The sequence below is a fragment of the Streptomyces sp. NPDC058662 genome, from assembly GCF_042716255.1.
In the GTDB taxonomy this organism is placed as follows: domain Bacteria; phylum Actinomycetota; class Actinomycetes; order Streptomycetales; family Streptomycetaceae; genus Streptomyces.
This window is the reverse complement of record NZ_JBHXRU010000138.1, coordinates 1-13,031: the sequence shown is the minus strand read 5'-3', so window position 1 is coordinate 13,031 and position 13,031 is coordinate 1. Positions and strand designations below refer to the sequence as shown.

Annotated in this window: 9 protein-coding genes and 2 tRNA genes; 6 read left to right on the top strand and 5 right to left on the bottom strand. The window is 75.9% G+C overall.

The features are described 5' to 3' along the window. The first annotated feature begins 50 nt into the window (after window positions 1-50). The 5 genes from ACFWUQ_RS29295 (at window position 51) to ACFWUQ_RS29275 (ending at window position 4,063) form a co-directional block, all read left to right on the top strand. Window positions 51-293, top strand: coding sequence for a hypothetical protein (locus tag ACFWUQ_RS29295; protein WP_384544026.1), 243 nt, complete (start codon window positions 51-53; stop codon window positions 291-293). Window positions 294-554: 261 nt separating this feature from the next. Then, window positions 555-627 (top strand) — tRNA-Lys (locus tag ACFWUQ_RS29290). 526 nt (window positions 628-1,153) lie between these two features. Next, a tRNA-Met gene (locus ACFWUQ_RS29285) sits at window positions 1,154-1,227 on the top strand. Between the two features lie 213 nt (window positions 1,228-1,440). Then, window positions 1,441-2,724, top strand: coding sequence for a PP2C family protein-serine/threonine phosphatase (locus ACFWUQ_RS29280; RefSeq protein ID WP_384544024.1), 1,284 nt, complete (start codon window positions 1,441-1,443; stop codon window positions 2,722-2,724). Window positions 2,725-3,016: 292 nt separating this feature from the next. Beyond that, complete coding sequence (locus ACFWUQ_RS29275) at window positions 3,017-4,063, top strand: M23 family metallopeptidase (RefSeq protein ID WP_384544022.1); 1,047 nt, start codon at window positions 3,017-3,019, stop codon at window positions 4,061-4,063. 15 nt (window positions 4,064-4,078) lie between these two features. On the opposite strand, the gene ACFWUQ_RS29270 is transcribed toward ACFWUQ_RS29275, so the two are convergent. From ACFWUQ_RS29270 to ACFWUQ_RS29255, 4 genes are all read right to left on the bottom strand, one after another. Continuing rightward, window positions 4,079-5,443, bottom strand: coding sequence for a PrsW family intramembrane metalloprotease (locus tag ACFWUQ_RS29270; RefSeq protein ID WP_384544020.1), 1,365 nt, complete (start codon window positions 5,441-5,443; stop codon window positions 4,079-4,081). Between the two features lie 43 nt (window positions 5,444-5,486). Further along, complete coding sequence (trmB, locus tag ACFWUQ_RS29265; RefSeq protein WP_384544018.1) at window positions 5,487-6,302, bottom strand: tRNA (guanosine(46)-N7)-methyltransferase TrmB; 816 nt, start codon at window positions 6,300-6,302, stop codon at window positions 5,487-5,489. A gap of 106 nt (window positions 6,303-6,408) precedes the next feature. Continuing rightward, window positions 6,409-7,641: an L-2-hydroxyglutarate oxidase gene (gene lhgO, locus ACFWUQ_RS29260; protein ID WP_384544016.1), complete on the bottom strand. Its 1,233-nt coding sequence runs from the start codon at window positions 7,639-7,641 to the stop codon at window positions 6,409-6,411. Between the two features lie 27 nt (window positions 7,642-7,668). Then, entirely contained in the window at window positions 7,669-9,402 is a 1,734-nt protein-coding gene (locus ACFWUQ_RS29255) for a sporulation protein (protein WP_384544014.1), read from the bottom strand. A gap of 631 nt (window positions 9,403-10,033) precedes the next feature. Between ACFWUQ_RS29255 and ACFWUQ_RS29250 the strand changes: the two genes are divergently transcribed. Next, window positions 10,034-12,289, top strand: coding sequence for an asparagine synthase-related protein (locus ACFWUQ_RS29250; RefSeq protein ID WP_384544012.1), 2,256 nt, complete (start codon window positions 10,034-10,036; stop codon window positions 12,287-12,289). A 144-nt stretch (window positions 12,290-12,433) separates the two neighbouring features. Here ACFWUQ_RS29250 and ACFWUQ_RS29245 read toward each other — a convergent pair whose 3' ends face one another. Next, window positions 12,434-12,871 (bottom strand): NPCBM/NEW2 domain-containing protein, encoded by a 438-nt coding sequence (locus tag ACFWUQ_RS29245; protein ID WP_384544010.1) that lies wholly within the window; start codon window positions 12,869-12,871, stop codon window positions 12,434-12,436. Between the last annotated feature and the right edge of the window lie 160 nt (window positions 12,872-13,031).

Genomic DNA, 13,031 nt, shown 5'->3' with positions numbered 1-13,031 from the left:
GCGGTGGCGAACGTGGCGGCTTCCGCCGCGAGTAGCGTCCGTCCGGTGGATTGATCCGTGACGACCGCGGTGGCGACCGCCCGTCCGGTGGCTTCCGTTCCGGTGGCGACCGTCCGTCCGGCGGCTTCCGCCGCGACGACCGCCCGTCCGGTGGCTTCCGCTCCGGCGGCGCCGGCGACCGTCCGTACGGCCGCCGCGACGACCAGCGCCCCTCGGGCTCCGGTTCGACCGGTTCCACCGGCTCCTTCGGTGGCCGTCGTGACGACAAGCCGCGCTGGAAGCGCAACGGCTGATCCCAGCTGAACAGCACCACTGGCAGGGCCCCCGCGACTCCGGTCGCGGGGGCCCTGCCGCATCCAGCCTCCCGTCGTGGCCGGAAAGCTGACGCCGCGTGAGGTGCGGTGCGTCCAGGGGGATTCGGGGCCCTGTACGGGCCGCCCGCGGCCGGTGGCCGAGATCCGACGCTCTCCCGATCCCGCGCCGACAGGCCGCCCGGCCGATACCCGATCGGCTGAGGGGCGCTCTGCGGCTATGCTCTGGGGTGAGCACATGGAGGGCCATTAGCTCAATTGGCAGAGCAGCGGACTTTTAATCCGTTGGTTGTCGGTTCGAGTCCGACATGGCCTACCGCTCGCGGGCGGCGGGGGCGACCCTCCTGGCCTGCATACGAAGGGCCCCAACCGAGCGATCGGCTGGGGCCCTTCGTCGTGGCCGAACGGATCGGGCGCCGGCGCCGCGGCGAGGGCGGGTGCCGATCCGGGCGGCCGCACGCACCGCTCGCGCCCGGGACCGCGCCGCGTCCGGCGTGCGGCCGGTGGCCGAGTCGGAGCCCGTGGGGGCCGGGGAGTCCGTGGCCGAACCCCGGGTGCTCAGGGGGTGGCCGAGCGCCGGCCGGGGGGACGGCCCAGGAGCCGGCCGCCGCCGGCCGTACGGCAGGCGGGTGGTGGACGGCTTCGCGACCGGTTCGGGTCGGGTTCGCGGGTGGCCTTTGCCGGGCGCCCGTAGGGCCGCCCCCGCTCGTCACGCGGGCCTCAGCGAAGCCGCTTCGGCCTGCTTTTATGGCTCTGACCTGGTGTTATGTCGACCAGAGGAGGGGTGGGGCGGTTAATTGGCGGAGGGCTCCGCCCGCATGGCGTAGAGTTGTGTTTACCGACGCGGGGTGGAGCAGCTCGGTAGCTCGCTGGGCTCATAACCCAGAGGTCGTAGGTTCAAATCCTGCCCCCGCTACTCAGTACGAAGGCCCGGTTCCTCTTGAGGAACCGGGCCTTCGTCGTGCTCCGGCCCCCGGCCGCGCCAACGCCCCCTCCTCCGGGACCGCCTCACGCGCCGTCACCCGATCGGCCGCCGCCGGGTCGCTTCGGAGCCGTCCGTTCCGCCAGCCTTGAGGGGCGAGGCGGCGGACCCGCATCCGTGGGAGGGACCGGGCGGCAGGAGAGCGGCGTGGCGGGGCTGGGGCGGCAGGGCGGCAACGGGAGCACGGGCGGCGACGCGTACCCGGACGGCGGCGGACGTACGGACGGCAGCGGGCGCAAGGACGGCAGCGGGGGTACGGACGGCAGCGGGGGTACGGACGGCATGGGGAGCACCGACGGCGGCGGGGGTGCGCTGGCCCGGCGCGTGGTCCGGGTGCTGCCGGCCGCGCTGATCGTCCTCGGCCTGGTCTTCGACCTGGTGAGCCCGCCCAGCTTCACCGGGTCGCCCTTCTTCTCGGCCGCCCCGCTCATCGCCGCTCCGCTGTACTCCTTCCGGGGGACGGCGCTGATCGGCGGGCTGGCCTCGCTGGCCGTGTTCCTGCTGCACGTCCTGCACGGCACCAGCTGGAAGGCGGAGGCGCTGACCGAGCTGACCACCGTCATGACCGTCTCCGCACTGGCCCTGCTGATCAACCGGGTGGTGCGGCGCAGCGGGGAGCAGCTCGCCTCCGCGCGGGGCATCGCCGAGGCCGCCCAGCGGGCGGTGCTGCCGACGCCCGCCGAACGGATCGGGGGCCTGCACGTCTCCGCCCGCTACGAGGCCGCCCAGGCCGACGCCTTCATCGGCGGGGACCTGTACGCCGTCCAGGAGACCCCGTACGGGGTCCGGCTGGCGGTGGGCGACGTACGGGGCAAGGGGCTGGGGGCGGTGGAGGCCGTCGCGGTGGTCCTCGGCGCCTTCCGGGAGGCCGCGGACACCGAGCCGACGCTGGAGGGCCTGGCGCAGCGGCTGGAGCGCGCGCTGGCGCGGGAGGGCATGCGGCGCGACAGCCTGGACGCCGTGGAGGGGTTCACGACGTGCGTGCTCGGCGAGGTCCCGCCGCGGGGCGAGCTGCTGCGCCTGCTCAACCGGGGCCACCCGGAACCGCTGATGCTGCACGCGGACGGCCGGCTCGGGGTGCTCGCACCGTCGCAGCCGGCCCTTCCGCTCGGCATGGCGGAACTGGGCGGCTGGCCGGACCGGGTCGAGGAGTGGGACTTCCCGGCGGGGACCACGCTGCTGCTGTACACGGACGGGCTGACGGAGGCCCGGGACGCGCGGGGCACGTTCTACGACCCGGCGAGCCGGCTGCGCGGGCGGATCTTCCCCGGGCCGGAGGCGCTGCTCGGCGCGCTCAGCAGCGATGTGCGCCGACATACGGGCGGGGGAGCCACGGACGACATGGCGCTCCTCGCGGTGGGCCGGCCGGCGCACGGCCAGCCGGAGCGCCGACGCACGGTGCCGGTGGTGCGCCGCGATGGCGATGCGTGACGGTGTGTGCGTGAAGGGAAGCGCTCCGCAAGCTCCCTGACGGTTCATCAAGAGCGCTGTGTGGCCGAAGAGGTAGGGGTGTCGACCGATATATGCCCGAGTTGATCGGCTCTTGGGGCGAAAAGTACTGGCCAGAGCAAGCCAGGGCGTGGCCGATTGGTGTTAACGATCAATCGCAACAGCTTGGAATCACTCCCCCGTGTCTATTACCTTTCGATAACGCAGCGCGGTCGTCCCAGCCGTCGCCAGAGACGGCGCCGCGCGCGTGTGCGTCAATGAGGAGTGTGCCCCGGTGGCCTCCAACTTGCCTGCCCCTGAAGGCACCGAGATCCAGGAACCGCCGAGCGCGGGCGCCTGGGGCGAGTGGAACCCCACCGAGGACTCGGTTCGCCCGGTCCGCGGCAAGCACCGGGTGGCCAAGCAGCGCGGAGGACTCGCCCGCAGCTCCACCGTGCTCGGCGTCGGTGTCATCGCGGCGGTCGGCGCCAGCGGTATCGCCACCGCGCAGGACCGGCCCCAAGTCGCCATATCCATGCCTTCCTTGCCCGACCTGATGTCCGGCGACTTCTCGGGCGGCGAGGGGGCCGCGGACGCGGCACGGCAGGACGGCGACCGTTTCGGCGGGACGGCCGCGGCGGGCAGTCGCAGCGGGATCATCCCGCAGCAGTCGGACCGTCGCGCCGACGCGGGCGAGGTGCTGCGCAGCCGCATCCTCCAGCAGGCCGAGTCCCAGCAGGAAGCCGCCGACGCGAAGGTCCGGGAGGAGAGCGAGCGGGCCGCGCGGGAGGCCGCCGCGCAGGAGGCCAAGGAGAAGCAGGAGGCCGCGCGCAAGGCGGCCGAGGCGGCGGCGGCCGAAGCCGCGGCGAAGGTGGCCCAGGAAGCCGAGGAAGCCCGCAAGGCCGCCGAGGCCGAGGCCGCGCGGGAGCGCGCGGCCGCCTCGGCCGGGACGTACGTCCTGCCCACCTCCGCCTACACCCTCACCTCCCGCTACGGCGCCTCCGGCTCCATGTGGTCCTCCGGGAGCCACACCGGCCTCGACTTCGCCGCCCCCACCGGCACCCCGGTCAAGGCCGTCGCCGCCGGGAAGATCACCTCCGCCGGGTGGTCCGGTGCGTACGGCTACCGGATCGTGCTGGAGCTGGAGGACGGTACGGAGATCTGGTACTGCCACCTGTCGTCGATGGCCGTGACCTCCGGCTCGGTCGGCGCGGGCGACACCATCGGGCGCGTCGGCGCCACCGGGAACGTGACCGGGCCGCACCTCCACCTCGAAGTGCGCAAGGGCGGCTCCACGATGGACCCGATGGCATGGCTGAACAGCAAGGGCCTCAGCGTCTGACGGCCGGCCCTCTCCTCACCCCCTGAGAGCGGGGTGCCGGTCCCGAACCCGGCCGAGGTCCGCCGCCTCCGCCAGGTCCGCGGCCTCTGCCAGGTCCGGCGCCTCCGCCCGCTCCGTGTGCTTCCGGGGCGCCGGTACGCCGGCCAGTGCGGCGGCCGCGGACGGCGCCGCCGGCCGGTCCAGCGGGTCGAACCAGGGGGGCAGCAGCTCCTCCATGACGGCGGCCCGGGCCAGCGCGGGGCCCGCCGTCGCCCGGCGCAGCCAGAGCCGGCGCAGCAACTCCCGCTCCCGCCCCGCGAAGTCGGGCTCCCGCCGCGGACCGCCGCGCCGCGCCCGGTTCCGCAGCAGTGCCAGCGCGGCCGCGTCCGCCTCGTAGCGGGCCACCGCCCGGCCCGCGGCCCGGCCCCCGCTGCGCCGGGCCAGCGCACGGGCCAGCGACCGGGCCGGCAGCGAGGCCAGGGCCGGCACCTCGGCCGGTCCGAGCCAGCCGGCGGCCGCGTACACCGCCAGCTCCCCGGCGACGGTCCGCAGCCGGCGCCGCCGTATCCACACCGCCGACCACACCAGCAGCCCGAACGCCGGCACCATCACACTGCCGTAGACCACGTAGAACCCGTACTCACCGAACCGCGAGGCGCTGTTCCACAGCGCGTGCATGCCCATGGCCAGCGCCAGCCCCAGCACCGGCAGGCCGATCCGCCCCGTACGGCGGGCGCTGAGCGCGGCCGCCCCGAAGCCGAGGCCGGTGAGCACCGTGAACAGCGGGTGGGCGAACGGCGAGAGCACGATCCGGACGAAGAAGGTCGCGGCCGTCAGGGAGTCCAGGACACCGGTGTCCTCCGCGACGTCCTCGCCGAAGGCGTTGCCGAGGTAGAGGATGTTCTCGGTGAAGGCGAAGCCGGTGGCGGTGAAGCCGGCCGCCACGAATCCGTCGGCGGGGCCGGTGAAGTGGTCCCGCCGGAACACGAACACCAGCAGCAGCGCCGCGGCCTTGGCGCACTCCTCGACCACCGGGGCGATCGCCACCGAGCCGAGCTGGTCCGCGTTCGAGGGATCGGCGGTGGCCGCTGCTATCCACTCCGTGGCGAAGCTGTTGGCCAGTATGGCGATCAGGGCCGCGGTGCAGGCGCCCCAGCCGAAGCAGAACCACAACTGCGCCCAGGGGCAGGGCGCGGCCCGGCCCAGCCAGCGGAAGGCCGCCATGAGCGGCGCCACGGGCAGCAGGGCCAGGCCGAGGCCGACGAGGAAGCCGGGGGTGCCGGTCTGCTCCCGGACGAGTTCGAGGATCGCGACGCCGGTGACGGCGAGCAGGGCGACGAGCACACACGTACGGACCGCGCCCGACGGGCGTGCGAGCATGCGGGGCAGCGCTCGGAACACATGATGACCCTACCGAGCCGGTCTGACACGCGCGGTGACGTTCTCAGTTCTCCGTGCGGCGGAAGAGCAAGTCGTGTACGACGTGCCCCTTGTCCAGGCCCTGGCCCTCGAAGCGGGTCAGGGGCCGGAAGTCGGGGCGCGGCGCGTAGCCGCCGTCGGGCCGCGTGTTCTCGAAGTCGGGGTGCGCCGTGAGGACTTCGAGCATCTGCTCGGCGTACGGCTCCCAGTCGGTCGCGCAGTGCAGCACGGCGCCGGGGGCCAGCCGGGTGGCGGCCAGGGTGAGGAACTCGGGCTGGATCAGCCGGCGCTTGTGGTGGCGGGCCTTGGGCCAGGGGTCCGGGAAGTACACGCGGATACCGGCCAGCGAGGCGGGCGGCAGCATCTCGCGCAGCAGGATGATCGCGTCGCCGTTGGCCACCCGGACGTTGTCCAGGCCGCCGCGTTCGGCCAGGGCGAGCAGATTGCCCTGGCCGGGGGTGTGGACGTCGACGGCCAGGATGCCGGTGGCCGGGTCGGCGGCGGCCATCTGGGCGGTCGCCTCGCCCATGCCGAAGCCGATCTCCAGGACGACGGGGAGGCCGTCGAAGAGGACCTTGAGGTCGATGACGTCGTGGCCGTCGATGTCCAGGCCCCAGGTGCCCCACAGCCGCTTCAGGGCTTCGCCCTGGCCGGTGGTTACCCGGCTGCGCCGCGGCTGGAAGCTGCGGATCCGCCGCTCGTGGTGCGAGCCGGCCGGGTCCGGCGAGGGCCCGTCGGGGAAGCGGGGCTCGGTCCGCCACTTGGGCGGCACGTACGCGTTCGCCTCCGGCGCGGCGGCATCCGGACGGTGGGGCGGCTGGGGGTTCAGGGACTCAGACACAATGCGCTGATTCTACGACGGCACCGCACGCGCCGGCGGTGGGGCGAGCCCGGCCGGTCGGCGCCCGGCGCGGGTGTCCCGGGGCGGGACCCCGCTCCGGGGGCGGTCAGGCGGAGGCGAGGGTCCGCAGGGCGCGGGAGGCGATCTCCCGTCCGATGGGCAGCGACGCGGTGGCGGCCGGCGACGGGGCGTTCAGCACGTGCACCGTCCGGTGGGCCTCCCGGATCAGGAAGTCGTCCACGAGGGTCCCGTCCCGCAGGACCGCCTGCGCCCGGACCCCGGCCGCGGCGGGCCTCAGGTCGGCGGCCGTGACGGCCGGGAGCAGGCGGCGCACCGCCCGGGTGAAGGCCTGCCGCGACAGCGAGCGGTGGACCTCCCCCGCCCCGTACCGCCAGTGGCGCGCGGCCATCCGCCAGGATCCCGGCCAGGCCAGCTCGGAGGCGATGTCCCGGGGCCGGACCGTGGCCCAGTCGTAGCCCTCGCGGGCCAGCGCGGGGACCGCGTTGGGGCCGACGTGGACCCCGCCGCCGATGCCCCGGGTCAGATGGACGCCCAGGAAGGGGAACGCCGGGTCGGGGACCGGGTAGACCAGGCCGCGGACCAGTTCCGGCCGGGCCAGGTCGTAGTACTCGCCGCGGAAGGGGATGATCCGCATGCCCGGGTCGTCCCCGGCCAGGCGCGCGATCCGGTCGCACTGGAGGCCCGCGCAGTTCACCAGGGCCCGCGCCCTGACCACCAGTCCGGCCGTGGTGCGGACCGCCACCGCCGAGGGGCGGCGGGAGACCAGGTCCACCGCGCCGCCGTAGACGATCTCCGCGCCCGAGGACTCCGCCAGCTGGGCGGTGACCCTGCCGTAGTCGACGATTCCGGTGGTGCCGACGTGGATCGCGGCCAGCCCGCGCACCTCGGGCTCGTACTCCGAGATCTGGGCCGGGCCGAGCTCGCGCACGGGGATGCCGTTCTCCCGGCCGCGCTGGACCAGGGCGTGCAGCCGGGGCAGCTCCGAGCGCTCGGTGGCGACGATCAGCTTGCCCGTGACCTCGTGCGGAATGTCGTGCTCCGCGCAGAACTTGACCATCTCCGCGGCGCCGCGCACCGCGAAGCGGGCCTTCAACGACCCCGGCCGGTAGTAGATCCCGCTGTGGATGACGCCGCTGTTGCGGCCCGTCTGGTGCCGGGCGGGGCCGCTCTCCTTCTCCAGGACGACCACCCGGGTCCCCGGGGCCAGGCGCGACAGGGCGTGCGCCGTCGACAGGCCGACGATCCCGCCGCCGATCACCAGCACATCGCAGTCCACGCCACCGCCCACGCCGAAACCTCCCACCCCTGCATACTGCACCCCGCCACCGACAGAGAGGCCACGGGGTTACGCCGGAGCCACCAGCAGCGGGCGGGCCCGCTCGCGCAGCTCCGCCACGCGCGGCTCGTCCCCGTACGGCTCCAGGCGGTGCAGCAGGTCCCGTACGTACTCGGTCGTCCGCGCCGACGAGATCCGGCCCGCCACCTCCACCGCCCGGGTGCCCACCGCGCACGCCGCGTCGAGGTTGCCCGACTCCAGCTCGGCGACCGCGCTCACCACCAGGCGCAGCCCGTGTGAGCGCACGTACTCCTCGGTGGGGCGCGACAGGGCCTGCTCGGTGAAGCGCCGTACCTGCCGGGGGAGCCTGAGGTCGCGGTAGCACTCCGCGGCGTCGGCCGCGAAGCGGTCGTACGAGTAGAAGCCGAGCCAGGTCGGGTCCGGGTCGCCGTCCCGGGACCGCTCCAGCCAGCCCTCGGCGGCCCGCAGGGCCGCCCCGGCGGCCGCGGAATCGCCCGCCTTCGCGTGCGCCCGGGCCTCGACGAGCCGGAAGAAGCTCATGGTGCGGGCCGTCGCCAGGCCCCGGTTGCGCTCGACGGCCGCCTGGGCGAGGTCCACGCCCTCGTCGGGGAAGTCCCGGTAGGTGGCCTGCAGGGACATGGACGCCAGCACGTACCCGCCGAGCGGCACGTCGGCGGCGGCGCGGGCGAGCCGGAGCGCCTGGATGTAGTAGCGCTGGGCGGCCTCCTGCTGGCCGGTGTCGAAGGCCATCCAGCCGGCGAGCCGGGTCAGTTCGGCGGTAGCGCCGAACAGCGCGCGGCCGACCTCGTCGCTGTACGAGCCGAGCAGCAGCGGCGCCGCGTCCACCCGCAGGCATTCGGGGACCATCGACGAACGCCAGTCCCCGCCGCCGTACTTGGAGTCCCAGCGGCGGGCGTCCTCGGCGGCCTCGCGCAGCTTCGCCACATCGCTGTGGCCCACGCGCTGCGCGTGCTCGTGCGGCGTTTCGGCGGCCGACCGGGCGGGGACAACGGTGGACGGCGGTGCCGTCGGACCGCCGACCGGTCCCGCGACCGGGCGCGCCGGCGCCGTGCCCGTGGTCGGGCGCGCGGTCGGGCCGACGGGCGTGGTCGTGGATGCGGGCGCGGTCGTCCCCGCGGGCGCGGTCGTGCCCGCCGTCGTTCCGGTGTGCGTCGCCGCGTCCGGCCCCGGGAGGTCCCGGGGGGCCGGGCCCAGGGTGGCGAGGCCCTTGGTCGTCGGGCTCTGGGGCGCAGGGACCCGCTGTCCGGCCGGAGGGTGGGCCGGGGGCCCCTGCGCGGTGCCCGCCGGCTCGCGCGCCACCGAGCCGTCGGCGGGAGATATGAGCCAGCGGGAGGCGGGCGTGGCGTAGGCCGAGACGGAGAAGGACCCCGCGAGGGACTGCCAGATCCCGCCACCGCCGCGCCGCCCGGCGAGGTCGAGCCGGTAGAGGTCGGTGGCCGACCGGACCGCCGCCCCCACGTCGCGCGGAAAGGCCAGGCCGACCTCGGGCGCGGGATCCGCGTCCGCCAGCCCGATCTCGTGCAGCGGCACCGGACGTCCCAGCTTCGCGCCGATCGCGGCGGCGATCAGGTGCGGGGCGGCGCCCTGCGGCACCATCCCCTTCGACACCCACCGCGCGACCGACGTCTTGTCGTACCGAAGCGTCAGGCCGCGCTGCGCGCCGAGGTCGTTGACCCGCCGGGCCAGCCCGGCGTTGCTGATGCCCGCGAGGGCGAGGACGGCGCCGAGCTTCTCATTGGGCTCGCGGAGCTCCCTGGACATGCGCCACCCCTCGTCACACGCGGAACGCAGACGCCGCCGGGGCATAGGCGCCCGGCATTTCGTAAACCCAGCGTAGTTCCCCGCCTCCCAAGCGTTAAGGCCCCGAGTTCCGTATGGCGGGATTGTTGTCCGTTTGCACAGTCGGGCCGGGGGCCGCCCCCGGGGCGCACGTGTCATCGCGTGCTCCGTCCGTGTGGCCGTGCGCCCGCCCGTGCGCTCTGGCCGGTCCGGGGGCGCGGCGATTCGATGTGCGGTGCGTGGGTCGGCCCGCTGCGCGGATCGAGCGGGCCGGGGGATGCCGCTGCCTCAATCCCCGCGGGTGGCGGAACGGTCCGGGGGGCGGGTTCCGCCTCCCGGGCCGCGCCCGCCCCCGGGAGGGCCGACGGCACGCATCGGCTCCCAGGACGACCGAAGAATGGCTGAAAGCGACCTATGGGGCGGGAGGAACGGAACGCCAAATACTGCGTGGCCGGGGCGTGTTCGTTTGCATGTGCGCCCCCTTTAACCACTCTCGCACGCCTGTCCCGTGGCAGCATGGACCCGAGCCACCCGGGGTCCCGTCGGCCGCGCCCTCAGCGCCGTCCGTACTGCCTGTGCCCCGGTCATGTGCCCACAGGCTGGGGAGGCGGCGGTGCGCTGGTTGGTGGGGTGGAGCAGTATCGCCGCGAGCTTCGGCACGGCCGGCCGGGTCTCCGGCCGAGACCCCGGCCGTGGTTTCGCGCAGGGCTCCGGCCAGGGCGGACCCGGCTCCGGCGGCCACGGCTCCGACCCGTACGGACGCGACGCCTACGGCGGCCCCGGCGGCGGCTCCCCCCTGCGCGGCGGCATCGCGGACGCCGCCCACCCGGACGATCCCGGCCAGGACGCCGAGCGCACCGTCCAACCCGTCGGCGCCCAACTGCTGTGGGGCGACCCCGACCCCCTGTGGGCCGTCGGAGACTGGCGCCCGGACGAGATCCGCATGCTCACCGCCGACCCCGCCGACCCCTTCACCCGGCTCGCCGTCCTCGGCTGCTGCGGCGCGACCGACGCCGAACTGCGCCGCGCCCTCTACGCCGCCCGCGGCGGGGCGCTGCGTCACCTGACCCAGTGGTCCGGCAGCTACACCGCCGTGGTCCAGGCCGGCCGCCGCATCACCGTCGTCGGCGACCTCGCGGGCGCCCGGCCCGTGTTCTACACGCCCTGGGCGAGCGGCACCGCGTACGCCACCGCCGCCCTCCCGCTCGCCGACCTCATCGAGGCCCAGCTCGACATCGGCCACCTCGCCGCCGTCCTCGCCTGCCCCGACAGCCCCGAGGCACTGGGCGACGGCACACCGTACGCCGGGGTCCGGCGGATCCCGCCCGGCCACGCGCTCATCCTGCGCGAGGGCTCCCGCGAGATCACCGGCTACGAGCCCGTCGCCTCACTCGCGGTGGCCGCGCCCGCCGCCGATCCCGAGCGCGCCGTGGAGGGCGTACGCGAAGCATTGGTGGACGCGGTGCGCGCCCGGCTCACGGCGCCCCGGCATGCTCCCGACGCACCGCCGCCGTACGATCCCGGCCCCGTGCCCGGGATGGGCCCCGCCGACCGGCGTGCCGCCCGCGGCGCCCCGGCCCCGGGCGTGGGCGCCGACCTCTCCGGGGGCAGCGCCTCCGCGACCCTGGCCCTGCTCGCCGCCGGACTGCCCGGAGCCCCGGGCACGGTCCTGAGCCCCGCCGGGGCCCGGCTGCTCGCCGTCACCTTCAACGACCTGGCCACCCCGCAGGGCCGCGAGGCCGAACTGGAGCGCGCCCGGGCCATCGCGGCCGACCCCCGCCTGCACCACGTCGTGGTGGCCGCCGCCCAGGAAGCCCTCCCGTACGCCGACCTCGACGGCCCGCTGACCGACGAACCCGGCCCCTCCCTCGTCTTCGCCGCCCGCGAGCGCCGCCGGCTCGCCGCCGGCTCCGCCGACCACTTCACCGGCCACGGCGCCCGCCAGGTCCTCGACGCCCACCCGGCCCGCATGGCCGACCTCCTGATGGACCGCCGCCGCCGCCACCTGCTGCGCCCGGTGGCCGCGCTCGCCCGCTCGGCGTCCGCCGAGGGCCAGTCCCTGCTGGTCCCGCTCACCGTGTACTCCGCCGCCCGGCGGCTCGCCCGTACCCCGTACCGCGCGGGCATGGAGGCCGCCGCCGCCCGCCTGCGCGAGGGCGGCCTCACCCAGCGCGGGTACGGAGCGGTCGACGCCTCCCTGGCCGCGCTGGCCTGGTCCCGCCCCGGTCCGGCCGCGGGCTGGCTGACGGGGGAGGCGCTGGCGGAGGTGTCGATCCGCCTCACCGCGGCCGCCGGCCGACCGCCCCTGTCGCTGCGCCCCGGCGAGGCCCGCGCCCGCGCCCTGCTCGCCCGCCACGCGGCCGACCACCGGGTCTTCGAACAGGCGGTGGAGGTCCGCAGCCAGCGCCTGCACGCCCCGTTCCTGGACAACCAGGTCGTACGGGCCGCCCGCGCGCTCCCCGAGTCCCTGCGCGTCCAGCCCGGCGCCCGTGCCGCGATCCTGCGCAGCGTGCTGTCCTCGGCCGGCGTACGCGAACTCCCGCCGGGCTGGGGCGCCACGGCCCACACCCCCAACGAGACAGCCGTCCGGCTGGGTCTGCGCGGGGCACTGAGCGAGCTGCTCTCCCTCTTCGCCTCGCCCCTCCTCGCCGACGCGGGGCTGATCGACGCCCGCGTCGTGCAGCAGGCGCTGCTCGACGCGGCGGACGGCCGCCCGGTCCCGCTGGACGGGCTGGCCGAACTCGTCTCCATGGAGCTGTGGCTGCAACGCCTCCTGGCCCGGCGCGGCACCTGCTGGACGGGCACCTCCACCGCCCGCCGCCGCGCGGTACCGACGGGAGTCCCCGTCCACCGCCCGGCCCTGTCCTGACGCGGGCGGAGGGCCGCCTCCGCCGACGTCCGCGGCAGCCGACGCCCGCCGGGCCGGACGCCCGGGGTGCGCGGCCAGCCGGGGGGGCGGGGGCGGCGCCCGCCCGGGCCCCCGGCGACGGGTGCGGTACCGGCCGCCGGCCGCTCAGGGGCAGCTGATCACCGCGTCGGCCCAGCTCGCCAGGGTCGGCAGCGTCCCGCCCCCGGCCTTCTCCACCACCAGCCGCAGCGTCCGGCGCCCGGCCAGCGGGACGTGTACGGCCGCCGCCGGATCCCCGTACCCGGGGGCGTCGGACTGCCACAGCCGCCGCTCGTCCGCGTACACGGAGAACCGCACCGAGCCGTCGGTGAACATCGACAGCCCGTCCACCCCGGCCCGCGCCGAGAAGGACGCGCACTGCCGGTTGAGGTCGATCTCCACCGAGGAACGGCTGCTCACGGTGATCCCGTGCCCGAACCGCCGGTCGCCCACCACCAGCCCCCACCGCTGCCACACCCAACTGCTGCGCCAGGTCCGCACCTCCGGCCCGGTGTGGTCCCCGTACGCCGAGTGCCCGAGCACGGCCAGTCGGAACGCGTCCACGGGGGCCGGTGCGGGCGGCGACGGCCTGGACGGGGTGGGGCCCGGCCTCACCCGCCCGGGCGACGGTGACGGCGGGGCGGGGCGCGGCGGGGCGGCGGACCGCGAGGGCGCGGGCGGCGGCGCGGAGGAGGCCGGCCGTGGCGCGGGCGGCGGCGTGCCG

What these genes read in the sequence shown, in the direction of transcription:
- ACFWUQ_RS29255 (WP_384544014.1), bottom strand. Translation starts at nt 9,402, where the DNA reads ATGTCCAGGGAGCTCCGCGAGCCCAATGAGAAGCTCGGCGCCGTCCTC.